At 42.1% G+C, this 24,889-nt stretch carries 16 protein-coding genes and 3 tRNA genes; 3 read left to right on the top strand and 16 right to left on the bottom strand.

Annotated features, from left to right (window positions below; all coding sequences use genetic code 11):
* Positions 1-95: 95 nt before the first annotated feature.
* Positions 96-1,412, top strand: coding sequence for an IS4 family transposase (locus OGM16_14490; protein UYJ45995.1), 1,317 nt, complete (start codon positions 96-98; stop codon positions 1,410-1,412).
* A 143-nt stretch (positions 1,413-1,555) separates the two neighbouring features.
* On the opposite strand, the gene OGM16_14485 is transcribed toward OGM16_14490, so the two are convergent.
* From OGM16_14485 to pyrH, 12 genes are all read right to left on the bottom strand, one after another.
* A tRNA-Thr gene (locus OGM16_14485) sits at positions 1,556-1,628 on the bottom strand.
* A gap of 51 nt (positions 1,629-1,679) precedes the next feature.
* A tRNA-Glu gene (locus tag OGM16_14480) sits at positions 1,680-1,751 on the bottom strand.
* 8 nt (positions 1,752-1,759) lie between these two features.
* Positions 1,760-1,833: transfer RNA gene (locus tag OGM16_14475), tRNA-Pro, on the bottom strand.
* A gap of 193 nt (positions 1,834-2,026) precedes the next feature.
* Positions 2,027-3,394, bottom strand: coding sequence for a sodium-dependent transporter (locus tag OGM16_14470; GenBank protein UYJ45994.1), 1,368 nt, complete (start codon positions 3,392-3,394; stop codon positions 2,027-2,029).
* A gap of 278 nt (positions 3,395-3,672) precedes the next feature.
* A complete protein-coding gene (locus OGM16_14465) occupies positions 3,673-8,322 on the bottom strand; it encodes a PolC-type DNA polymerase III (GenBank protein ID UYJ45993.1) in 4,650 nt (1,549 codons plus the stop codon).
* Between the two features lie 5 nt (positions 8,323-8,327).
* Positions 8,328-9,401 (bottom strand): flavodoxin-dependent (E)-4-hydroxy-3-methylbut-2-enyl-diphosphate synthase, encoded by a 1,074-nt coding sequence (gene ispG / locus OGM16_14460; protein UYJ45992.1) that lies wholly within the window; start codon positions 9,399-9,401, stop codon positions 8,328-8,330.
* Between the two features lie 151 nt (positions 9,402-9,552).
* Positions 9,553-10,605, bottom strand: a complete 1,053-nt coding sequence (locus OGM16_14455) for a site-2 protease family protein (protein ID UYJ45991.1) — start codon at positions 10,603-10,605, stop codon at positions 9,553-9,555.
* A gap of 26 nt (positions 10,606-10,631) precedes the next feature.
* On the bottom strand, positions 10,632-11,798 hold the full coding sequence (locus tag OGM16_14450; GenBank protein UYJ45990.1) for a 1-deoxy-D-xylulose-5-phosphate reductoisomerase: 1,167 nt from the start codon (positions 11,796-11,798) through the stop codon (positions 10,632-10,634).
* A gap of 41 nt (positions 11,799-11,839) precedes the next feature.
* Positions 11,840-12,640, bottom strand: coding sequence for a phosphatidate cytidylyltransferase (locus OGM16_14445; protein UYJ45989.1), 801 nt, complete (start codon positions 12,638-12,640; stop codon positions 11,840-11,842).
* Between the two features lie 333 nt (positions 12,641-12,973).
* Complete coding sequence (locus tag OGM16_14440) at positions 12,974-13,693, bottom strand: isoprenyl transferase (GenBank protein UYJ48474.1); 720 nt, start codon at positions 13,691-13,693, stop codon at positions 12,974-12,976.
* 261 nt (positions 13,694-13,954) lie between these two features.
* Positions 13,955-14,506 carry a ribosome recycling factor gene (frr, locus tag OGM16_14435; protein ID UYJ45988.1) on the bottom strand — a complete coding sequence of 184 codons (552 nt, stop codon included), beginning with the start codon at positions 14,504-14,506 and terminating at the stop codon, positions 13,955-13,957.
* Positions 14,507-14,571: 65 nt separating this feature from the next.
* Positions 14,572-15,276 carry a UMP kinase gene (gene pyrH, locus OGM16_14430; GenBank protein ID UYJ45987.1) on the bottom strand — a complete coding sequence of 235 codons (705 nt, stop codon included), beginning with the start codon at positions 15,274-15,276 and terminating at the stop codon, positions 14,572-14,574.
* Between the two features lie 198 nt (positions 15,277-15,474).
* Here pyrH and OGM16_14425 point away from each other — a divergent pair, with 198 nt between their 5' ends.
* Positions 15,475-16,854 carry a bifunctional diguanylate cyclase/phosphodiesterase gene (locus OGM16_14425; GenBank protein UYJ45986.1) on the top strand — a complete coding sequence of 460 codons (1,380 nt, stop codon included), beginning with the start codon at positions 15,475-15,477 and terminating at the stop codon, positions 16,852-16,854.
* A gap of 115 nt (positions 16,855-16,969) precedes the next feature.
* Here OGM16_14425 and OGM16_14420 read toward each other — a convergent pair whose 3' ends face one another.
* Complete coding sequence (locus OGM16_14420) at positions 16,970-17,731, bottom strand: YfcE family phosphodiesterase (protein ID UYJ45985.1); 762 nt, start codon at positions 17,729-17,731, stop codon at positions 16,970-16,972.
* A 185-nt stretch (positions 17,732-17,916) separates the two neighbouring features.
* Between OGM16_14420 and OGM16_14415 the strand changes: the two genes are divergently transcribed.
* On the top strand, positions 17,917-19,383 hold the full coding sequence (locus tag OGM16_14415; GenBank protein ID UYJ45984.1) for a cell wall-binding protein: 1,467 nt from the start codon (positions 17,917-17,919) through the stop codon (positions 19,381-19,383).
* Between the two features lie 295 nt (positions 19,384-19,678).
* Here the strand turns inward: OGM16_14415 and OGM16_14410 are convergent, their stop codons facing one another.
* The 3 genes from OGM16_14410 to OGM16_14400 form a co-directional block, all read right to left on the bottom strand.
* Positions 19,679-22,573: a glycoside hydrolase family 3 C-terminal domain-containing protein gene (locus tag OGM16_14410; protein ID UYJ45983.1), complete on the bottom strand. Its 2,895-nt coding sequence runs from the start codon at positions 22,571-22,573 to the stop codon at positions 19,679-19,681.
* A 170-nt stretch (positions 22,574-22,743) separates the two neighbouring features.
* Positions 22,744-23,811: a J domain-containing protein gene (locus tag OGM16_14405; GenBank protein ID UYJ45982.1), complete on the bottom strand. Its 1,068-nt coding sequence runs from the start codon at positions 23,809-23,811 to the stop codon at positions 22,744-22,746.
* A 122-nt stretch (positions 23,812-23,933) separates the two neighbouring features.
* On the bottom strand, positions 23,934-24,887 hold the full coding sequence (locus tag OGM16_14400) for a DMT family transporter (GenBank protein UYJ45981.1): 954 nt from the start codon (positions 24,885-24,887) through the stop codon (positions 23,934-23,936).
* Positions 24,888-24,889 lie beyond the last annotated feature (2 nt).

Genomic DNA, 24,889 nt, shown 5'->3' with positions numbered 1-24,889 from the left:
TATTCCGAAATGGATTAGATATCTCCTGCTTTTTTTGATATGCTTATATTGTAAAAAGAAGCCATGAACCTGCTCAAAAAAGGATGTGATTATACATGAAACATTCTCAGAAACGTACATTCATGGATATAGAAAAAATGAGTTCTGATGAATTTAAGGCATTTTGCCGATCAGGTAATAAAAATTATTTTACCAGAATTCGAAAAATGCCTCTTCAGGATCTTCTTTTCACGATGATAAACAGAAAGGGGCTGACGTTGGCATTGGAACTGAGAAATTATATGAAACTTGCTCATCCTGGTGTGTCTATTTCAAAACCAGGATATCTGAAACAGCGTATGAAACTTAATCCAGATGCTTTTTTAGAATTATATAAATATCATAACCGTAACTTTTATGCAGATTCCACCTTTTCAACTTATAAAGATCATTTAATATTAGCCGCTGACGGCTCAGATATTAATATTCCTACCACTGCTGAAACACTGAAACTATATGGTTCTGCAAGCCGGAAAAACGCAAAGCCCCAAGCTCAAATAGGATTAGGCTGTATTTATGATGTAATGAATCGTATGATACTGGAAAGTGACTGTAATAAGGTGAAATTTAATGAAATGCGCCTGGCCGAAAAACAGATGGAGCGAATACCGGAAACAATAGGCAGCATTCCCTATATTATTATCATGGACAGAGGCTATCCTTCTACGCCAGCGTTTATACATATGATGGATAAGGATATTAAATTTATCGTACGTTTAAAAAGCAGTGATTACAAAAAAGAGCAAAACAGTTTAACAGAAAAGGATCAGCTAGTTAAAATAAAACTTGATAAGTCAAGAATCAGACATTACGAGGGAACGCCAGATGGAGAACGTATGAAAGAATTAGGTGAAATTTCATTGCGTATGGTAAAAATCCTATTAGAAAACGGAAGTTTAGAAGTTTTGGCTACAAATCTTTCACAAACTGAATTTCATACAGAAGAAATAAAAGAATTATATCATATGAGGTGGGGGATAGAGACTGCGTATGAAACGCTAAAGAGTCGGTTGCAATTAGAGAATTTTACAGGAACAAAACCTATTCTGTTATTACAAGATATATACAGCACTATATATCTGAGCAATTTAGTTGAAGATATCATATTAGATGCAGAGCGTGAACTGGATCAGAAAGAAGCGAACAGAAAACATAAAATGATGATCAATCAGACTGTTAGTATTGGAATCTTAAAAAATGATCTGATTTATATACTTCTTGAAACGGATGGTCAAAAGAAAAATATGTTATTTCAGCAAATATATGAAGATATCAGTAAAAATCTTGTTCCCATTCGTCCTGATCGGCATTATACCAGAACGAAAGGGCAATTAGCAGGAAAATATTCGAATACCCATAAAAGAGCGTACTGAGCTAAAAAATACGAGTACAAAGAGAAGGGGATAAGTATGCCCATATACAAACAAAAAGCAGGAATCATAGTTTTATAAATGCTTACGATTTCTGCTCTTTGCTAAAGTTAATGACATTGTTTAAATACAAGGGTTTCAAGCAAAGCCACTGGCCGGACTCGAACCGGCGACCCACGCATTACGAATGCGTTGCGCTACCAACTGCGCTACAATGGCATATTCATTTTTAAAAAAAAAGCCGCTACAAATGCAGCAGCCTTACCAATATGACCTGACCGGGAATCGAACCCGGGTTTACGCCGTGAGAGGGCGTCGTCTTGACCGCTTGACCATCAGGCCTAAATGAATCGAGGCGACGTGATTCGAACACGCGACCTCTGCGTCCCGAACGCAGCGCTCTACCAAACTGAGCCACGCCTCGATCTCGATTACGTTGAATAGTATAATACACATTCTTCCAGTTGTCAACTACAAATTTTCAAAATTGTTAATTTTTTTTAGACAACTAAAAAAATAATGCTTGGGCAGAAGCCGTATGCTGTTCTCTTACAGCACAGGCCTCTGCTTTTGCTGTATTTTTCACATGTTCTAAATGCTTCTCATTTAGAATTTATTTAGAAGAATTTCGCAATATATCCCTGAACCAGAATAAAGATCACAATCAGCGGAAGGATATAACTTACGTAAAAACGTGCCCATCTTGGAAATTTAACACCGGCTCCCTCATTTGCTTCTGCCAGGAATTTTTCAAATCCCCATCCATATCTGCTGGTGCAAAACAACAGATATAACAGACTTCCAATCGGCAGCAGATTATCACTGAGGATAAAGTCTTCTAAATCCTGTATATTGGATCCTGCTCCTAATGGCTGGAAATTACTCCAGATATTAAATCCGAACACACATGGCAATGACAAGATGATCACTACTGCTACATTCCACGCTACCGCTTTCTTTACAGAACAGCCTGTAAGGTCTGTTGCAAAAGAAATAATATTCTGGAATACAGCAATTACAGTAGAAAGAGCTGCAAAGGACATAAATACGAAGAACAATGATCCCCACAGTCTTCCTCCTGCCATATGGTTAAATACGTTTGGCAGTGTGATAAAGATCAGGGACGGACCGGAAGTTGGTTCAACTCCATAAGCAAAGCATGCCGGGAAAATAATCAGACCAGCCATAAATGCAACCAGTGTATCCAGAATAGTAATACTGATGGCTTCGCCAGTCAAACGGTGTTCTTTTCCGATATAACTTCCAAAAATAGCCAGCGCACCAATACCGATACTTAATGTAAAAAAAGACTGTCCCATAGCTGCAAAAATAGAATTTCCCAGTCCTGCATCTACCATTTTTCCAAAATCAGGCTTTAAATAAAACTCCAGTCCCGGTTCACCGCCCTTTAATACCATAGAATGAGCAGCCAGTGCTATCATAAGAAACAACAGGCAGACCATCATCACTTTTGTAATACGTTCTACACCTGCTACCAACCCCTGGGCACAGATACCAAAACAAAGAACTACCACAAAAACCATAAATCCCGCCATCAATGTCGGGTTCCCAAGCATGCTGGTAAACTCTCCAGCTACTGCGTCTGAATCAAGTCCTGTAAAGTCTCCCCGGAGCATTTTAATGAAATAATAGATCATCCATCCTGCTACCGTGGTATAGAACATCATCAGCATATAGTTTCCTGCCATAGCTGCATATCGGGTCAGATGCCATTTTGTATCCTTTGGCTCTAGCAAATTAAAAGAAAGAGCTGCACTTCGTTTACTGGCACGTCCTACAGCAAATTCCATTACTACAATAGGAAGACCAAGGATCAGGAGAAATGCCAGATAAATAAGCACAAAAGCAGCTCCTCCGTAAGCTCCTACAATATAAGGAAATCTCCATACATTGCCCAGACCAATAGCACAGCCTGCTGAGATCAGGATGAAACCTAATCTGGAAGAAAATTTTTCACGTTCCATTAAAAATATTAAACCCCCATTTACTTTGATTTACGCTGTTTTCATTTCAACGTATTACTTTAACGCTTTGATGCGTCAATTTGCTTTTAAAGTGCAAGAAAGAGTTTTTTCACACTCCACATGCGAAAAAACTCTTTCCAAAATATACCATAATTTTTTTTATAAGTCAATTTTATGATACCAGATCAATACGCACATATGAAACCTGATCGATACGCCGCAATATGATACCAGCTCATCAGGTACAGCCTGTTCCCAATTCTTATATCATTATCATTTTATAGATCGAATAATGATAACTGATTAGACTGAGGAAGATCCTTAAGCAGTCCCAAGTCAGACATCAGGGAACAAATTGTTCCATTTACTTTGGTACGGCCTGAGAAATCTTCTACTGACAAGAATGGACCATCCTTTACTGCATCCACCACTGCTTCTGCCGCCTTTTCACCTAAACCATCAATACTACTTAAAGAAGGCATCAGTCTGCCATCAATAATCTGGAAATGCCTTGCTTTTGCCTTGTAAATATCAATAGGCACAAAATCAAAGCCTCTTGCATACATTTCCTGGACAATGCGCATATCTCGCAGCGTATCCTGTTCCTTTTTAGAAAGGGTATCAGAACGCTTTTTATAATCTGCCAGATAATATTCCAACTTATCTCTTCCCTGACACATGATCTCATAGGAAAAAGCGCTGGCGCGGATACTGAAAAAGGCTGCATAATATGCCAGAGGGTAGAAAATCTTACAGTAGGCAATACGCCACGCCATCATAACGTAGGCCGCAGCATGGGCTTTCGGGAACATGTATTTGATCTTCTTACAGGACCATATGTACCAGTCAGGCACGCCATGAGCCTTCATATCCTCTTCCCATTCCGGTTTTAACCCCTTACCCTTTCGCACACTCTCCATGATGGTAAAGGAGAGTCCCTGTTCCATTCCCTGAGCGATCAGATAGATCATAATATCATCTCGGGTACAGATGGCTGTCTGAATAGTGGCTTTTCCTTCCTGAATCAGTGTCTGGGCATTTCCCAGCCATACGTCTGTACCATGGGCCAGACCTGCAATACGTACAAGATCAGAAAAATATTTGGGTTTGGTATCAAGGAGCATCTGCATCGCAAAATCAGTACCAAACTCCGGCACTCCCAGAGCCCCTAAAGGACAACCGCCGATATCATCTGGTGTGATCCCCAACGCAGATGTGTTCTGGAACAAACTCATAACCTCCGAGCTGTCCAGAGGAATGTCCTTAACCGGATCCAAACCGATCAGGTCCTGAAGCATACGGATCATGGTTGGATCATCATGTCCAAGAATATCCAGCTTTAACAGGTTGTGGTCAATAGAATGGTAATCAAAGTGTGTAGTAACGGTAGAAGTAGTCATATCATTTGCCGGATGCTGTACTGGTGTAAAGGAATAGATTTCTTCGCCTAAAGGCAATACGATGATTCCACCTGGATGCTGTCCCGTAGTACGGCGCACGCCTACACATCCCTGTACAATACGGTTGATCTCACAATTCCGTTTTCTGGTTCCCCTTTCCTCATAATATTTTTTTACATAACCGAAAGCCGTCTTATCTGCCAGTGTGCCAATAGTACCAGCACGGAAAGTCTGACCTTTACCGAAAATAACTTCTGTATAGTCATGAGCCTTACTCTGATATTCACCAGAGAAGTTTAAATCGATATCAGGCTCCTTATCTCCCTTAAATCCAAGGAAGGTCTCAAATGGGATGTCAAAACCGTCCTTTTCCAGAGGTGTCCCACATACCGGACATTTTTTATCCGGCATATCGCAGCCCGCCATACCGGAAAACTTACGAACTTCTTCAGAATCAAAGTCATAGTAACGGCACTTTGGACAATGGTAATGGGGACTTAATGGATTTACCTCTGTAATACCAGACATAGTTGCCACAAAGGAGGAACCTACAGAGCCTCGGGAGCCTACCAAATATCCATCCTCGTTAGACTTCCAAACCAGTTTCTGGGCAATGATGTACATAACAGCAAATCCATTGGTGATAATGGAATGAAGCTCCCGCTCCAAACGGTCTACTACGATCTTAGGAAGATCTTCACCATACATTTCATGGGCGCGGTCATAGCAGATTTTTGTTAAAGTCTTGTCAGAGTCTGGAATAACAGGAGGACATTTGTCTGGACGTACCGGAGCGATTTTTTCGCACATATCAGAAATCTTACGGGTATTTGTAACTACTACCTCGTATGCCTTATCCGGCCCCAGATAAGCAAACTCTTCCAGCATCTCTTCCGTTGTACGCAGGTACAAAGGTGCCTGGTCATCGGAATCTTTAAATCCCTGACCAGCCATGATAATACGCCGGTAAACTTCATCCTGCGGATCCAGAAAATGCACATCACAGGTTGCACACACCAGTTTTCCAAACTGAGTTCCCAGATCTACGATTCTTTTATTGATCTCGATCAGATCTTCTTCTGTCTTAACTGTACTCTTTTCATCCCTCAGCATAAATGCGTTATTGCCCAAAGGCTGGATCTCCAGATAATCATAGAAATTAACCAGCCTTGCGATTTCCGCATCTGGTGCACCTCTAAGAAGAGCCTGATACAGTTCTCCTGCCTCGCATGCAGAGCCGATCAGCAGACCTTCTCTATACTTATCCAGAACGCTCTTGGGAATACGGGGACGTCTGGAATAATAATCCAAATGGGACCAGCTGACCAGACGGTACAGATTGATACGTCCCAGATCATTTTTTGCCAGGATGATAACATGATTGGTGGGAAGCTTCATAATAGTCTGAGCATCCATGGTACTTAATTCATTTAAGTGATCCAGATCCTCGATATCACGCTCCCGCAGCATTTTTACAAAAGCGGTAAAAATCTCTGCTGTCGCTCCGGCATCATCGACTGCCCGGTGATGGTTTTCCAGAGAAATATTTAAAGCTTTCGCCACTGTATCCAGCTTAAAACGATTTAAGTTTGGTAAAAGAAGCCGTGCCAGAGATACTGTATCCAGCACTGTTGGTGAAAATGGCAGTCCAAGGGCTTCTGCATAATGTCCAATAAAACCTACGTCAAAACCAGCGTTGTGGGCTACCAGCACTGCATCTGCCACAAATTCCAGAAACCGGGGTAAGATCACATCAATTTTCGGATAAGGCAATACCATAGCGTCATTAATACTGGTCAGCTTTTCAATATCAAATGGAATGGGCACATCTGGATTTACAAACGTAGAAAACTTGTCTGTGATCACACCATCTACCACTTTTACAGCACCAATCTCAATGATACGGTTCTTTACAGGACTAAAACCCGTGGTCTCAATATCAAAAACAACATAAGTATCTGCAAAAGTCTGGCCTTTAGAATTTTCTACCAGCTGTTTTGTATCATCTACCAGATAACCTTCTACGCCATATAAGATCTTAAAGGTATCTCCTTTATCCAGAGCATGATTTGCATCAGGGAATGCCTGAACGCAGCCATGATCCGTAACAGCAATAGATGACATACCCCATTTTTTCGCCCGCTTTATGATGCTCTTTACATCAGAAACACCATCCATATCACTCATTTTTGTATGGCAGTGCAGCTCCACACGTTTTTCCAGACTGTTATCCATACGCTTGGTAGTAAAATCTTCTGCTTTTTTAATACCTGCAATGGAGCCTAATGTAAGTTCTCCATCAAATTTATCAATAGTGGTAACGCCCTTGATCTTAATAAACATGCCTGTTTTGATCATGTCCTTCACTTCATTAAATATCTCCGGCCTAATGAACATCTTTGCTGTAATGGTATCTGTAAAGTCTGTTATATCGAAGGTAAGAATAAATTTACCGCTTCTAAGTTCACGGCTTTCACAGGTTAAGATCTGCCCCCTTAAAGTAACTTCTCCGATCTCTCCGTCAATCTTCTCAATCTCCATAAAGTCATCATCAAAGTCACGTCCATAGAGCACATCCGGGTTATTGGAACGCTTGACTGAAAACTTCCTGTCTTCTCCAAAGCCAGAGTCTTTTTCTCTTCCCCAGCCTTTTCTTCCTTTGTTTAGCTGAGGTTTTTCCGTTCTTTCTCCTGCTAGCATCTTTGAGGCAGCCGTTTTTTCCACATCTGTTGGTTTTGTCCCAATTGCTACAAGAGAAATATTCTCATCATTTCCCGGAACATTTCCTGAAGCTGCCTGATCCATTAGCGCATCCCAGGGAGCTGCTTCAGGCGTAGGAACATCCATGATGATAGCATCCTCTGCCTGAGTTTTTTTCTCATCTGTATTCCGTATCGCAGCAGGCTGTGAGATATTTTCTCCGCTATTCACACTGCCTAATTCATCCTTATGATTCTGCCAGTAAATAGCCTGTGCTTCTCTTTCTAATTTCTGTTCTATCTGCTTTCTTCTGTCATTTTCCTTTGCAGGGATATACAGAAATGACACTTCCACCGGCAAACCACACCGCTCGTTAAATACTTTTTCCAGAACCCTTTTTAATTCATTGGTCTTGTCCCTGTTTACCATGGTATCTTCTACAGTCAGTACCATTTTTCCTTCGTTCTCAAAAACAATCTGAGCCTTGCGGAACATACTGTATTCTACGATGCTGTAATGCTTTAATTCTAACAACAGACTATCCTTATACATCTTTAAAAGCTTTTCAGGCGTATACTGTCCTGACAGTCTGTATTTTTCCTGGATCTTAATAGTGATCTGTTTATCTGGAAACAGCTGGTCTTTAATTCCACGTTCCAGATCATAAATATTTTGTTTATGAATGAGCCTTGCGCTTTTCATATAAACACGAATAGAGCTTCTATCTTTGGCAGAAGTAACTTTTTCTACTTCTGCCAAAGCTAAAAGCTCCTTTAAAGGCTCTGCAATATTAAGAGTTGGAAATACTTCTAAAAAACCTTTTGCCATTCAGATTACTTCTTTCTTGCTTTTGCCATTGCTTCCAGTTCACTGCGAAGGGAATTTAACAAATCTTCTTCTGGTACTTTTCGTAAGATCTCACCTTTTTTGATGATCAGACCTTCGCCAACCCCGCCGGCAATACCTATATCTGCCTCTTTGGCCTCTCCAGGTCCATTAACTACACAGCCCATAACTGCTACTTTTACACCGTCCAGACCTTCCATTCCAGAAACCATAGTCTCTACCTGATTAGCAAGGTGGATCAGGTTAATGCGGGTACGGCCGCAGGTCGGACATGAAACTACTTCCACTCCACCCTTTCTAAGTCCAAGTGTTTTAAGGATCTGGCGGGCAGACTTAATTTCCTCAACGGGATCGCCTGTAAGAGAAACGCGAATAGTATCTCCAATGCCCTGATATAAGATAATTCCCAATCCCACTGCAGACTTGATATTTCCGGAAAATAAGGTTCCTGCTTCCGTAATACCTACATGAAGGGGATGATCGGTTCTGGAAGTGATCAGTTCATGAGCTTTAACGCACATTAATACATCGGATGATTTGATACTGATGACCAGATTATCATAACCCATATCTTCAATAAGATGTACCTTATCTAAAGCACTTTCCACAATCCCTTCTGCAGTTACACCACCGTATTTTTCTAGCAGATCTTTTTCAAGAGAACCGCTGTTTACACCTATACGGATTGGGATATTCCCCGCTTTTGCCCGGTCTACCACTGCTTTGACACGGTCTGTACTGCCGATATTACCTGGATTAATACGTATCTTATCAGCCCCGTTTTCCATGGCTGCAATAGCCAGACGGTAATCAAAATGGATATCTGCTACTAATGGGATATGGATCTCTTTTTTAATATCTTTAAGAGCTTCTGCTGCCTTCATGGTAGGCACTGCCACACGGATAATATCACAGCCTGCTTTTTCCAGGCTTAAGATCTGGTTTATTGTAGACTTTACATCTTCTGTTTTTGTGTTGCACATGGACTGGATGAGGACGGGATTTCCCCCACCGATCACCCGGTCGCCAATATGAACAACTTTCGTATCCTTTCTGCTCATGTTTCATTCCTCTTTATTTTTAAATTGTTCTATGCATTTCACGCATACGCTTCTTGTCCTTCAGACAGGAAATATACCTCGCTTTCAACCAGTACATCGTTTCGAAAACGATGTACTGGTTCAATTCCAGCTGTCTCCAAAAACGGAACATTTACAATAGCTTCCTCACATCATTAAACAATATAAATACCATAAGCACCAGCAGAACGATCATTCCCACCGCATGGATCGTTCCCTCTTTTTCCCGGTCAATAGGTTTCCTACGAATTGCTTCAATGATCAGAAATACCAGCCGTCCACCGTCTAAGGCAGGAAGAGGAAGCAGATTCATCACTCCCAGGTTGGCACTTAAAAGAACAGCAAAATTCATAAGAACGACAGCAACTACTGTTTTCCCCGCTGATGCTGCCTGCTCTACCGTATGGTCAATGGTCGTAACAATTCCTACAGGACCGCTGATATCATCTGCAGTTACTTTGCCTACAAACATCAGATGAATGCTGTCAAATACATAACCGATCCAATGTTCTACCTCATAAACAGATTGTACTACTAACTGCGCTGGGTTTGTAATCTTCTGGAGGGTTGCATCAAACCGGACACCGATCATAGACTGGCCTGTTCTGTCAATATAGACTGGGGTGATCTTTGCCGATCTCTTCTCTGTTTTTCCGTTTTCATCCGTGTGCTTCCAGGTAATGGTCACATCCTGATGGGGATGAGCTGTAAGATAAGGCGTAAGATCCCGGTAAGAATGGACAGATCTATGATTTACTTTTGTGATCACATCTCCCGGAAGGATCCCCACCTGCTCAGCCGGGTAGCCTTTTTCTACTCCCACCACCACCGGCTCATAAAAACCACCGGCGCAGCCTACGATCACAAGGGACAGCAAAAAAGCCAGAAGAAAGTTAAACAAAGGTCCACCTGCCACTACAGCAATACGGTTAAAAACAGGCTTGTTATTAAAGGCTCTGTCACCTTCTGCATCCTCATCTTCCCCCAGCATAGCACAGGAACCGCCAAAAGGCAGAAGTTTTAAGGAATATCTTGTTTCGCCTTTTTTTAAGCTTAAAAGCCTTGGTCCCATTCCCAGAGAGAACTCTGTTACTTCAATGCCGCTTAATTTTGCGAAAATGAAATGCCCAAGTTCATGGAACAGGATGATTCCCCCAAGGATCAGTACTGCCAGTACACTATTCATAGGATTTCATTCATCCTTTCTGATTTTCATTTAAAACTTATTATTCTATTCCATTTTGACTGTATAAAATTATAAGTTTCTGCTTCCGCTGCCAGGATCTGGTCTACATCCGGCCCGTCAATTTTTTTATGATGCTCCATAGATGCCTGGATCATATCCGTAATCGTAAGATACGGGATCTTTTTCTTTAAAAACAGACTTACTGCCAGTTCATTGGCTGCATTAAATACAGTTGGCATACTTCCTCCTGTTTTTCCTGCTTCATAAGCCAGCCTTAACCCTTTAAAAGTCTCTGGATCCGGCACATCAAAGGTGATCTCACGAAGCTTTGTAAAATCCAGCCGGTCTCCTGGAAGAAATCTTCTTTCCGGATAATATAATGCATACTGGATAGGCAGCTTCATATCCGGCGTACCAAGCTGGGCGAGCACTGCCCCGTCCTCATATTCGATCATAGAATGGATGACACTTGCAGGCTGGATCACTACCTGGATCTGATCTAAGGATACACCAAAAAGCCAGCCAGCTTCCATAACTTCCAGACCCTTATTTACCATAGTAGATGAGTCAATGGTGATTTTATGCCCCATAGACCAGTTTGGATGTTTTAAGGCATCTTCTACCTGCACCTTTTCCAGCTGTTCTCTCTTCCAGCCTCTGAAAGGACCTCCGGATGCTGTCAGCAAGATCTTGTGGATCTTATTTCCTGCTGCTCCCTGAAGACACTGGAAGATAGCAGAATGTTCAGAATCTACCGGAAGGATCTTAACTCCGGTTTCTTTTGCCAGAGGCATGATAATATGACCGGCTGTAACCAGCGTTTCCTTATTCGCCAGGGCAATATCTTTTCCTGCTTCCATGGCAGCAATAGTAGGGCGGATACCGATCATGCCCACTACTGCTGTCACTACGATCTGTGCCTTTGGCTCTGTAGCTGCTGCGATCAGACCATCCATGCCAGAAAAAACTTTTACATCCAGATCTTTTACCCGCTCTTTTAACTCTTTTGCCTTTTCCTCACTCCAGAGGCAGGCAATCTCCGGCTTAAATTCACGGATCTGTTTTTCCATCAGTTCTACATTAGAACCGGCTGCCAGGGCTGTCACCTTAATGTCTTTATTATATCTGACTATTTCTAATGTCTGGGTACCAATAGAACCGGTAGAACCCAGAACAGATATATTCTTTACCATAATTATTCTCCTTTTATAAAGGAAATGCTTATTTAAAACGTTTACTTTAAAAAAGTAACTGCAAAATAAATTGCCGGGGCAGTAAATATCATACTATCAAAGCGGTCCAGAATACCACCATGGCCCGGTATCAGATGACCATAATCTTTAATGTTATGATTTCTCTTAATGGCAGATGCTGCCAGATCACCGATCTGGGAGATCACTGCAGCAATAGCACAGGCAATCGCGCAGGCTGCTATAGGGTTTGCCACTTCTTCCATGCAGTGTCCAAAGTAGGCTCCGTATGCAAGTCCCAGCAAAGCTGAACCGATCACACCGCCAACCGCACCCTCAATGGACTTTTTAGGGCTTAACACAGGGGCCAGCTTGTGTTTTCCAAGAAGCATTCCCACGCAGTAAGCACTGGTGTCGCAGCCCCAGGAGCTTAAAAAGATAAGCCACACAAGATAAACCCCGTCATGCATGCTGCGGGTCTGATACAAAAATGACAGCATTACCGGCACATAGCACACACCAAAGAACGCTCCTGTTATTTCCTCTGTTTTATACCGTGGAAAAGTAAAAACATAAAGAGCCATTAAAAGCATCAAGGATGCAATGATCATTAATGTAAGGTATTTCTGACCTTCAAACCATAAGATCCCATAATAACAGAAGGCTGTCAAATAGCCAACTACGGCCACAGACCGTTTTTCAATCCCAAGAACCCGGTACAGTTCAAAAAGGCCTACCAGAGAGATCAGGGCTGTCACTGCAAAAAGAAGTCCCCCTCCTTTTCCAACGAAGAAAATAGCAAGGATAACCAGTACGATACCACTGATCAGTCGTGTTGTAAACATAAAATTCTCCTTTTCCTTCCTACTATGTACTCCCGGAGTCTTTCCTGCACTTGCTTTTGTGCGTGTTTCTGCCAACCCAATCCAAACCGCATAAACATGGGCTTTTAAAACTAGTACATCGTTTTCGAAATAACTATACCACTCACTTGTCTGCAAATCTGATTGCACAGGCCTAAAAGCCTCAGCGTAGCCCGCTACGCCTGCGTTTTTAGACCTGCACACTCAAATCCGCATCCTACGTGATTCGTACAGTTATTTACGAAACGATGTACTAGGTATAACTGGCAAAAAATCTCCTCGTAAAAACAAGCATAAAAAGATCCCCGACGTACATCATTTTACCCCGCCGAACCGCCGATCTCTTTTATTATACTGGATGATCGCTTTTTCCAGTTCCTTCTCATCGAAATCCGGCCACAGACAATCTGTAACATACAGTTCTGTATAAGCCAACTGCCACAGCAAATAGTTAGATAATCTTAATTCCCCACTGGTGCGGATCAAAAGATCCGGATCCGGGATATCGGCTGTATCAAGATAGGAAGCAAATACAGATTCAGTAATATCTTCCGGCTGCAGTCTTCCTTCTTTTACATCTTCCGCCAGTTTCCCAACTGCTCTGCGGATCTCATCTCTTCCCCCATAATTTACTGCGATCACAAAGGTAAGTCCTGTATTGTTTTTTGTTTCTTCTTCCAGACGGTTAATACCATCTATAATGTCCTGGGCAAAGCGCCTTCTGTCGCCGATCATCTTTACCCGTACATTATTGGCAGCTGCGATTTTTAACAGACGTACCATATAATAACGGAACAGCTGCATCAGCGCTCCAACCTCTTCTTCCGACCTCTTCCAGTTTTCCGTGGAAAATCCATAAACAGTCAGATATTTAATTCCCATCCTGGCAGCGGTCTCTACTGTTTTTTCTACTGTAATACAGCCCTCTTTATGGCCAAATGTTCTTGGCAGCCCTCTCTTTTTTGCCCAACGGCCATTTCCATCTAAAATAAGAGCCACATGAGCCGGTATCACCATATTACTGTCTAATGCCATTTTTTCACCTTTTTTCATCATAAATATATGTTCTCTATAAACATAGATAAGAGGCAGGAGTCTCTCCTGCCTCCGTATTTATTTAATGTCCTCTCGGAGTCTTTCCTGCACTTGCTTTTGTGGCCGATTTTCCGCCAGTCGCACCCAAATTTCATCGACGTACGTCCCACGTACGCCTCAGAAATTTGGGCACAACTGACAAAAAATCTTCTCACAAAATCAAGCACAGAAAGATTCCGAGAGAACATTTTATTTCAGAGACTATACAGTCATGATCTCTTTTGTCTTTTCTTCTACTGCCTTATCAACACGCTCAATGGTCTTGTCCGTCAGTTTCTGCATCTTTTCAGTCAGATCAGCTAACTCATCCTCAGTGATCTCGCCTGCTTTTTCTGCCTTTTTAAATGCATCATTTGCATCGCGGCGGATATTGCGGACAGCAACCTTTGCATTGTCACCTTTCTTCTTTACATCCTTTGCAACCTCTTTTCTGCGATCCTCTGTCATCTCCGGAAAGATCAGACGGATGCAATTTCCATCGTTGGTAGGATTGATACCTAATTCAGATGTAAGAATAGCTTTCTCAATAGCTTTTAATAAACTCTTTTCCCAAGGCTGGATCACGATCATACGTGCTTCCGGAACAGATACGTTTCCTACCTGCTGAAGAGGTGTTGGTGTTCCATAGTAATCTACTTTGATCTTGTCAAGAACATGTGGGTTTGCACGACCTGCACGGATGGTACCGTAATCAGCGATCAGAACCTCCATTGTCTTGTCCATCTTATCCTGATAAAATTTTAAATCTTCCATAAAATTCCCTCCTGAACATACAGCTTTTGCTGTCATTTTATTTTTCTGTAATGATCTTAACTTTATTACCCAGCTGTAACAATGGTTCCATTAATACGACCCTGCATAGCATTTGCAATACCATCTGCTTCATTAAGGCTGAATACTGCCATCGGCATCTTGTGTTCCATACACATAATGGATGCAGTCAGGTCTACTACTGCTAACTTACGGTCGATCACTTCCTGAATAGAAATCGTATCGAATTTCTTCGCATCTGGATTTACCTTTGGATCGCTATCATATACACCATCAATTGCCTTTGCAAGAAGTATACAGTCAGCTTCCATCTCAATGGCACGCAGTGTAATACCTGTATCCGTTGAGAAATACGGATGTCCTGTACCACCTGCAAAAAATACAACTTTTCCTTCTGAAAAGCACTTATTTGCCTGATCTTTTGAGAACAGCTGGGTCATAGTACCGCATGCAAATGGAGTAAAGATCTCAGTCTGCATTCCTGCATTACGGAAAATTTCAGAAACATAGATACAGTTCATAACAGTTGCTAACATACCGATCTGATCTGCTTTAGTACGCTCGATCGCATCGCTGGTACGGCCTCTCCAGAAGTTTCCGCCTCCGATAACAATACCTACCTGAACACCTGCATCTACAGATAACTTCACCTGTCTTGCCACTTCTTTTACAGTATCTTCGTCGAAACCGGTCTTCTTAGGACCTGCAAGGGCTTCGCCGCTTAATTTCAAAAATACACGGTTCATTTTCATAAATGAATATCTCCTTGTGTTGGATTATACTTTATTAAGTATACCATAGGAATGGATATTTGGAAAGAAAAAATAGTCATTTTATAAAATAGTAGAAAATAAAATTGAGATTTTAGTTATTATATACTATAATAGAAAAAAACATTTCTATATTCTGCCAATAAGCAGGTATAGAACTGATCTGGGAGGAATGATCGTATGGATTGGTTTCGCAATAAAAAAGATACAAAACAACCACAGGAACCTACTGCTCCTGTAATTTCACAGCCGGATATCCAAACTGAAGATGTTAGCAGCCGTAATCAGTGCCTGGCTCAGTTGGATAAACTATTTGCGCCTGTCCCATCTAAGGGAATGGCTGTAAAAATATATCTGGAAAACTTCAAAAGTTTAAATCAGGCATTCGGATACGAATACTGCGAAAAGCTGTTATCACAGATCACAGCTTATTTAAAGGATATTTCTGAAGTAACTGTTTACCGCTATATTGGTGTGGAATTTATCCTTATTTTGGATGGCTGCACAGAAGGACAGGCATCTGCTCTGGCTGACACGGTCTTAGAGCGTTTTGAAAATGTATGGAAGGTAGATAATGTTGACTGTCTGTGTTCTGCCCAGATTGGCCTGTGTTCCTATCCTGAACACAGTGAGAATACACAGATGCTTTTAAAGCACCTGGATATAGCGGTACAGGCTGCTACTGAGCAGGGTGCCAACCAGTCTGCAGTATATGATTCTGTTCTCCACGAAAAAGCTATCCGCCGTCAGGCCATTGCCCGCTATCTGCAGACAGCTCTGGAAAAGAACGAACTGGAAGTACGCTACCGTCCTACTTATAATTTAAAGGAGAAACGCTTTACAAGAGCAGATTCTTATATGCGGATCTTTATTCAGGGCATCGGCCTTGTAGGTGCTGCTGAATTTATCCCGATCGCAGAAGACTCTGGGCAGATCCGTGCTGTAGGCTATTATGCATTAGAACATGCAGGACAGTTTATACATGAACTGATCCAGGCAAAAAAAGACTTTGAATCAATTTGTATACCGGTATCCCCGATCCTGCTGGTTCAAGAAGATTTCTTAGATCAGGTAAACAATATTCTTGACCGTTATGAAATTCCAGAAGGGAAACTGGCTCTGGAATTGGATGATGAAGCATTGTCCAGCGTTTACATCAACGTAAATGTTATTATGCAGGAACTGTCCTCTATGGGTGTGGAACTGGTATTAAATCATTTCGGCTCCGGCTGTGCTCCTGTGACCAGTGTTCTGGATCTGCCTGTCAATACTGTTAAACTGGAACGTATGTTTGTATGGCAGTTAGAGAATAATCCTGCTTCTGCCTGCATTGCAGGAGGACTGATCCAGATTGCCAGAGATCTTGATCTGCGCATCATCGCAGAAGGCGTGGAAACGGAAAACCAGATCAAGGCATTAAATCATTATGCCTGCACTTATCAGCAAGGCTTCTACTACGCTCCAACCATGGAGAAAGATGTTCTGATGAAAGTATTGGGAAGCACCCTGGAAGAATCACGGGTCACTATTGAAGAAGAAAAATTAAAAATGAAACGATAACATAATGCACAACCCCCGCCGTTATGGCGGGGGCTTTGTTTATTTCTTTATTAGGAAAGACCACCTACAACGCCTTTTTGAATTAAAATGCCCAGGATACAGGTTCTATAATATCTTACAGATCACCCAGCTTCTCCCGTATGCTTCTTGCATCCGTATCTGACAGTGTATCACAGATATCATAGATTTTTGCCGTGAGCTGCGGATCATTACCCACATTTTTAATGATCCACAGTCTGGATTCTCCGGACTTTTTGAAACGAAGGACTTTTGCAATGGTAAACAGAAGTTCTTTTTCTTTTGCATCATTTGCATCTCTAAGCTGCTTTTGCTGATAACGTTTCTGCTTTTTTTCGTATTTACTTACCTTTGTCTTTTCTCTCTGTGCAATAGCCGCTTCTGGAGTACCATAACCTTTCTCCAGCCAGATGGTCTCTACCGTGTATTTGCAGTCTTCTATAGTCATAACAGCCATGGAAAGAGGCAGCGTATTTCTCTTATAACCGCAGCTTCCCGGATTCAGCCATAATCTTCCGGCAATCTCCTGCTGCTGATACATATGGGAATGGCCAAAAATCACTACCTGGGCATCCCCTAATGCTACCGGGATATCTGTTCTCTGATGAGCCATGACCATTTTCACGCCGCCAATCTCAAAGCGCTTGATCCCCGGAAGCCCTCCAGACCAGCCTCTGTCATTGTTCCCACGTACTGCATAAAGTGGCTGCTTCCCGCTTAATTTCATATAAAGCATCTGTGTATCAAAATCACCTGCATGTACGATCACATCACAGGTCTCTACTATCTTCTCTACTTCCGGGCGTAATACTCCATGGGTATCTGCCATTACTGCCACCCTTACAGGTCCCCGTTCCATACCTGTTTCCTCCTGTTGTGTATAAAATGATGTACCAGTTTATTATAAACGATTCCTTAGCCACTGACAATGGAGCAGTTTTTTTATTGTTTTTTTCTGACAATTTTGTGAACATTATTGTGAGATAGCCAGGTGGATGTTATACTATAAAATGATGATTTAAGAATTTTGAAAGGGGAAAATACATGATAAAAACATACAAAAAACTATTCCTATCCCTTGGGGCTGTCATCATTTTAAGTACAGGTACTGCTATCTGCGCACAGGCATCCACTGCAGGATGGGTCAGTGAAGATGGTGTCTGGAAGTACCTGGAAGCCTCTGGAAATTATGCATACAACACCTGGAAAATCTCCGGTGATAACTCTTATTATCTTGACAGCAACGGAGTCATTGCTGTAAACCAGTGGATCGATGATACTTATTATGTAAATGGCGATGGTGTTATGGTAAAAAACTCCTGGATCCAGCTGACTGAAGATACTTCCCAGAAAAAATCCGGCTGGTATTATGTAGATGCCAAGGGAAAAATGATAAAAGATAAATGGAGCACTATCGGAGACAAAAAGTATGCCTTTGACAGTGATGGAAAAATGCGTACAGGCTGGTATTTTGACAACGATGATATTTATTATCTGGGTGAAAAAGGCTATGCAAAGACCGGCTGGCTGTGCCTGGATTATGATGAAGATAACAAACCGGAGGATGGGACTGTTTCTGAAGTCCGTACTTCTGCTTCTGACACTGCCAAATGGTTCTACTTCCAGACAAACGGCAAGGCCAAACGTTCTAAAAATGATTCCTACTCTGCAGAGACCATTGGGGATAATAAATACTATTTTAATGATGAAGGCGTTATGATGACCGGTTGGGTAGCTGTAAAAAGCAATGCAAAAACAGGCGATACTTCCGGCATCAGCAAATTTGTATACCTTGGCGGTGCTGACGAGGGCATTATGGCAAAGAATAAATGGCTGGAACTTTCTGAACACCCAGGTGATTCTGATGATAAAGATGAGATCAGTGCCGACAGCAACAGCGATGAAGTACCGGATGAAGGAGAATCCAACTGGTACTATTTCGACAGTGACGGTACAGCAGCTTATTTAAACAGCAAAGCAGCCAATATGAGCAAAGCAACTACAAAAATAGACGGAAGTTCTTATTTCTTCAATGCTTATGGCGTCCGCCAGACCGGACTGATCCATATCGTCACCTCTTCAGGCAAAGATTTTACCGGATATTTTGGTGAAAATGATTCTGACGGAAAGATGATCACCGGTAAACGTTCTAATTTAAGTGTAGATGGCGAAAGCGCTTCTTACTATTTTAGCGAATCCGGCTCTGATAAAGGCTGCGGTTATAATGGTGCAAAAGATGATTATCTGTATTATCAGGGACGTCTTGTAAAAGCAGACAGCGGTTCTGATTTCCAGGTATTTTATGTAAATAACAAGCTGTATCTGGTCAATGAATCCGGCAAGATCCAGTCTTCCAGCAAAAACTACAAGGTAAATGGAACCTGGACTTTCAAAATCTCCGGCGGTTCTATCTATTTCATTGATGATGACAAGGAATCGGCAGGAAAAGTAACTTCTTCTGATGCAGAATCTCTTCCGGAGATCATCTACGATAAAGAATATACTCTATAGTTAAGAGGCCCTTTTTAAGAAAATGTCCCGGCACTGGATTTTTCCTCTGCCGGGACATTTATTTTCCTATGACTCTCTATATAATGATGTGAGTGTCAAAAGTAAATTTTGCCACTCACTGATGTAACCGGATTGCTCCATTGCTATGCAATTCCCGCAATCCTCGAACACCTCAAACTCCCATAAAATGGCGTGTTCACACCATTTTATTTCGTTTTCGGTGTTCGGCGTGTCAATAAGTATAAATTGCTTATTTGTGCGAGCACAAACGCAATTTATATTTTTGACACTTACATCATATAGTTTCTTTTTTCTTCCTTTTATAATTTTTTTCAGCTACCAAGAAGATTCCTAATACCAGTATATCTGCTGCAGCCAGTCCTGCTTCCCACAGAGGGAATGGAGCCCTGATCGCAGGCTTTAATACACTTCTATCTCCTGTTTCTTCTGCGTAAGCCTGATTTCTTACTACGGCGTTTAAGTACATATAAATAATATCTTTTGCAGCTTTTCTCAGTTCCTGGTCATAGGCAGCTTTATTTCCCTCATTTTTAAAAGCAAAGCTTCCATCATTCATGAAACCATCCATCCACAGGGTCCCGCCTGCAAAAAGAGCCTGATCTCCATTCATATATCTGTGGTGATCAGAATAATCTGTGATAACTGCTCCCTTAAATCCCCACTCTTCTCTTAAAATACCGGTAAGAAGACCCTTGCTGCCTCCGGCCCACACAGCGCCCAGACGGTTGTAGGAAGACATAAGCCCTGTAGCCCCATTTTCCTGTACGATCATCTGGAACGGTTTTAAATAAGTTTCCCGTAATGTCTGCTCTGTCATCCAGGTATAGACTCCGTCTCTGTAAATACCAGATTCCTGGTCATTGCAGATCAGATGTTTTACATAACAATAAACTCCCATATCCATACTTCCAGCTACAGCTGCGCCGCACATTTTGCCAGAAAGCAGACTGTCCTCGGAATAATATTCGTAATTGCGGCCATCAAAAGGACTGCGGTGCAGGTTCACAGCCGGAGCATACCAGCCACTGTAACCAAACTGCCCAGCTTCTTTTCCTACTGCCCGCCCCATTTCCTGGGATAATCCTGTATTCCAGGACTGTGCCATAATGCCTGCATTGGGAAAGCCGGTACCTGTTGGATTCTGGTTGAAACTTCCGATCTGGGCCGGTCCGTCAGCTTCTCTTGCCAAAGGTTTTCCGATGCTTTTCAGTTTTTCCGTTTTTACGTATCCGTGAAGGAACAATTCTTCTGTTTCTTCTTCTGTCAGCTGGTTTAGGACTTCTTCCCACTTAGGATCATTATAATCAGCGCCTAACTCATAACCAAGTTTTGTAACAGTTCCATTTTTTTCAATAAGGAGTCCCTTATCATCACCGAAGATCACCTCTTCTGTCTCCATGGCCTCTGCATTTTCATCTGCCTGTTCCTGTGTATACAAATTAAAAGCTGCAGTTCTTTTGGGAAGCAGACGGCTTTTTACAGGCGTTTTAGGAAAGGTCTCATCAAAGTTACTGCGAGTCATATAATTAATATACTGACCACTGTCTGTACCGTCTATACCTACACCATCAACTGCGCCGGTACCTGTCATTTTATTAGAAACTGCCGCTCCTGTATATGGATCTGCAGGATACTGGACATTTTCTTTTAGTGCAAGGCTTATTTGAGCCCCAGGGATATCTGCTGTCTCATGGGCATTTTTACGGATGGAAAACTGATAATCGCCAGGATCCAGTTCATAGCCAGTAAAACCATTATGATTGCTGTCATTGTAATCATAGGCAGCCATATCTTCTGATTTTACACATAAGGTTATTTCTTCACTTTCTCCAGGTGCCAGTTCCTTTGTTTTTCCATAATCTGCAAGTACAACATCCGGTTTTTCAATCCCACCAGGCTCATAAGGAGGGGTGTAATACAACTGGACCACATCTTTTCCTGATATCTGCCCGATGTTAGTTACCTGAACGGTTATCTCTACAATACTGTCTGCTGCCAGTTTTTCTTTTTTCCCCGGGGCTTTTACCACCTTCCAGTCAAAATCGGTGTAAGACAGACCATAGCCAAAAGGATACTGCACTACCGCATCATAACCCTTTCCATGAAGATTGCGGTACTTATCCCAGTAGTTTTCTGCATCTGCTGTTTCATACCATTTATAACCAATATAAATACCTTCTGCATAGTCCACATAGGATACCTGGTCATATTTAAAGGATTCTCCCAGATTACCGCTTTTTGTACCATCAAAGGGATACAGACCTTCTCCATTTTTATAAGCCCCCACACCATTTGCAGCTGCAGTAGCATAGCTGGCTGCAGTAGAAAAATTATAAGCCCAGGTATCTGCGGTGCGGCCGGAAGGACTTATTTTTCCCCACAAAAGGTCAGGAAGAGCCTCAGCTGAATATTCCCCGGTCATACCTGCCATAATGCAGGCGCCGATGCCAGGCGTAAGGTCGATCGCTCCTAAAGTCATTACATTCCCTGTATTTAATAGAAGGATGACATTTTTAAAATTCTCTCCCAGATACTTTAAAAGTCCCTCTTCTTCTGTGGAAAGATCCAGATAGGTACGGCGTTTATCTACCAGCAGCTGGCCGTTTTTCTTATTTTTCTTGTACTGCAGCTGGGTACAGTCACTGCTCTCTCCGGAAAAACGGCCTACTACCATAATAGCTGTATCAGAGTAATCTTTCGCATCTTGAAGCATTTCCTCTGTATAATATTCCCGGTCACTGATATCCGGTTCATACAGACGGCATGTTTCCTCCGGCCAGCTTTCCAGAGTAGCTGTTTTTGCACGTTTCGGCTGAAAATCTTCATACATGTGGGTCAGTTCTTCATTATAAGAAATGCCAGACTCCTTTAAAGCACCCAGAAAATCCAGTTCCACTTTTTCAACTCTTCCAGAACCGGAACCACTTCCTAACCACTGAGTAGAAGCCCAGCCAAATACATTTACCCGGGTAATATCTTCAGATAATGGCAGTGTATTATTCTCATTTTTTAATAACACTGCTCCTTCTGCCTCAATCTGCTCTGCAAGCCGGCGGCTGTCATCTGCTGCAGCTTTTTTTTCCTCTTCTGATACATTAGTGCGGCTGCCGCAAAGGTACAGATCAATGGTTTCCCTGAATACAAAAGCAGCTGTGCTAAATATCAGCATAAAAGCCAGTAAAATAGCTGAAATGCAAAAAAAGAACCTGTACCGGAAAGGGATTTTCCCTCTGGGATTCAGGGTGGAAATTCTTTCTGGTCTCTGGTTCTTTTTCATAAGGTACCTCACAATTTTTATGGGATATCCGCATTAACCGCGGATTTATAACTGTCAGTCAGTTATGCGGCATGTCTGCTGCTGGTTTTACAGGCATCCGTAAATTCTTTTAATTTTCTCTTTGCATCTTCAGTCAGGTTCTGTGGAACAGCGATCTGGATAGTCACATACTGGTCGCCTTTGATCTTTGGATCTTTCATAGAAACAATACCTCTGCCGGCAAGACGGATCTTTGAACCACATCGTGTTCCTTCTTTGATCTTGCAGGAAACATTGCCGTACAATGTAGGTACAATGATCTCCCCGCCTAAAACTGCAGTCATAAAAGGCACTTCTGTGCTTGTATACACATCCATTCCTTTTCTCTCATATCCAGGACGGGTTCCTACATGGACTTTTAAGAGCAGATCTCCTGCTTCACCGGATCCCATACCGAGATTTCCCTTGCCTTTTAAGCGGATGCTCTGTCCATCGCCGATACCTGCCGGGATATGGATCTGAAGATTCTGCCGGCTTCCATCTGTGCCGGACAGCGTGATCACACGGTCCACACCAAAAGCTGCATCATCAAAGCTTAGATTGATCTCTGCCTGTGCATCACTGCCTTTTTCACTGGCTGCATCTGCGCCAAAACCGCCGGAATAACGGTGGAAACCATTAAATCCACTGGCACCCTGATGGAAGCTGCTCTTCTTTCCGCCGCCGAACATATTTTCGAAGATATCTCCGAAAATATCATCCCCTTCACCGCCTTCAAAGTGGTAGGTATGGGTTCCGGAACCACCAAAACCATGAAAACCGCCTGCATCAGAGAAGCCGCCAAAACCGCCACTGAAATGACCATTTGTGCCAAATCCGCCGTTTGCCCCGTCAAATCCGGCTCCAGCTGCGCCAGTACCATCAAAAGCTGCATGGCCGAACTGGTCATATAACTTCTTTTTCTCAGGATCGCTTAAAATATCATAAGCTTCATTTACTTCCTTAAATTTCTCATCAGCCGCAGCATTTCCAACATTGCTGTCAGGATGGTATTTCTTTGCCAGCTTACGATAAGCCTTCTTGATAGTTGCCGGGTCTGCAGTTTTATCTATTCCAAGAACTTCGTAGTAATCTCTTTTCTGTTGTGACATCGTTCTCATCCTTTCTATATCTATATGTGTTACATTATTTCTTTACTATTTTTATTTTATCTGTTCTATATTATGTATAACACATATACCATTCGTTGTCAAGGAGGGAACTATTTCTTTATTTATGCTTCTTTTAATACTTTTACGCTATTTACTATATAAATTCCTATACATACCAGGATCAGTGCCACAAGGCTGTTTACAGAAAATGCCTGCGCAGTCTCCCCCAGTACCAGAGCAGATAAAAGTACACCAAACACTGGGTTCATGAAACCAAATACAGTAACACGGCTGACCGGATTGTATTTTAACAGTACGCCCCAGAGTGTATAGGCAACTGCGGAGATAAATGCCATATACAGCAATAAAATGTACGCCAGGTAATTTCCGCTGACCTGTACCCTTCCGCCGCCTGCCAGGCCAATGATCATCAGGATCAGACCGCCTAACATAAACTGATAACCGCTTAAGGTAACTACATCGTGTTTGTTTCCGTACTTTTTCAAAAGTGCACTGGAAGTAGCATAAAAGACCTGGGCAAACAGAACGAAACCTTCACCAAGCAAGGATACTTCAAACATGTTTCCTTTCTGACCGGACAGGTTCATAATAACAATACCTGCAAATCCAAAGGCACAGCCGATCATTTTTCTGGCTGTCAGTTTTTCATACCTGAAGATCAGGCTTGCCACTAATATAGAGATAAAAACATTTCCTCCTGTGATAATGGCACCGTGTACTCCACTTGCATGAGCCAGTCCTGTATAAAAGAAATAATACTGAAGAACCGTCTGGTTTAAACAAAGGGATACAATAGCTTTTCCTGAACCGGGTTCCGGCATGATCCAGTGACGTTCCTGGATACTGTGGAACAGTATTACCAGAAAGCCGGCCAGTACGAATCGCATTCCTGCAAATAAAATAATGGACATAGCATCTGAGGACTGGATCTGGAATAACTGATATCCTGTTTTAATAGCTGGTGTAGCACTTCCCCATAAGAAACAGCAGATACCTGCCAAAAACATTACTACAGGAAGCTGTGTCAGTTTGCTGTTATTTTGTTGTGTATTCATAT

The sequence above is a fragment of the Lachnospiraceae bacterium genome (assembly GCA_025758065.1).
Lineage (GTDB): Bacteria > Bacillota > Clostridia > Lachnospirales > Lachnospiraceae > Enterocloster.
This window is presented reverse-complemented; position numbering and strand designations above follow the sequence as displayed.

Coding starts and splice junctions, on each gene's coding strand:
- OGM16_14490 (UYJ45995.1), top strand. CDS start 96: ATGAAACATTCTCAGAAACGTACATTCATGGATATAGAAAAAATGAGT.
- OGM16_14470 (UYJ45994.1), bottom strand. CDS start 3,394: ATGGAACGTGAAAAATTTTCTTCCAGATTAGGTTTCATCCTGATCTCA.
- OGM16_14465 (UYJ45993.1), bottom strand. CDS start 8,322: ATGGCAAAAGGTTTTTTAGAAGTATTTCCAACTCTTAATATTGCAGAG.
- ispG (UYJ45992.1), bottom strand. CDS start 9,401: ATGAGCAGAAAGGATACGAAAGTTGTTCATATTGGCGACCGGGTGATC.
- OGM16_14455 (UYJ45991.1), bottom strand. CDS start 10,605: ATGAATAGTGTACTGGCAGTACTGATCCTTGGGGGAATCATCCTGTTC.
- OGM16_14450 (UYJ45990.1), bottom strand. CDS start 11,798: ATGGTAAAGAATATATCTGTTCTGGGTTCTACCGGTTCTATTGGTACC.
- OGM16_14445 (UYJ45989.1), bottom strand. CDS start 12,640: ATGTTTACAACACGACTGATCAGTGGTATCGTACTGGTTATCCTTGCT.
- OGM16_14440 (UYJ48474.1), bottom strand. CDS start 13,693: ATGGCATTAGACAGTAATATGGTGATACCGGCTCATGTGGCTCTTATT.
- frr (UYJ45988.1), bottom strand. CDS start 14,506: ATGGAAGATTTAAAATTTTATCAGGATAAGATGGACAAGACAATGGAG.
- pyrH (UYJ45987.1), bottom strand. CDS start 15,276: ATGAAAATGAACCGTGTATTTTTGAAATTAAGCGGCGAAGCCCTTGCA.
- OGM16_14425 (UYJ45986.1), top strand. CDS start 15,475: ATGGATTGGTTTCGCAATAAAAAAGATACAAAACAACCACAGGAACCT.
- OGM16_14420 (UYJ45985.1), bottom strand. CDS start 17,731: ATGGAACGGGGACCTGTAAGGGTGGCAGTAATGGCAGATACCCATGGA.
- OGM16_14415 (UYJ45984.1), top strand. CDS start 17,917: ATGATAAAAACATACAAAAAACTATTCCTATCCCTTGGGGCTGTCATC.
- OGM16_14410 (UYJ45983.1), bottom strand. CDS start 22,573: ATGCTGATATTTAGCACAGCTGCTTTTGTATTCAGGGAAACCATTGAT.
- OGM16_14405 (UYJ45982.1), bottom strand. CDS start 23,811: ATGTCACAACAGAAAAGAGATTACTACGAAGTTCTTGGAATAGATAAA.
- OGM16_14400 (UYJ45981.1), bottom strand. CDS start 24,887: ATGAATACACAACAAAATAACAGCAAACTGACACAGCTTCCTGTAGTA.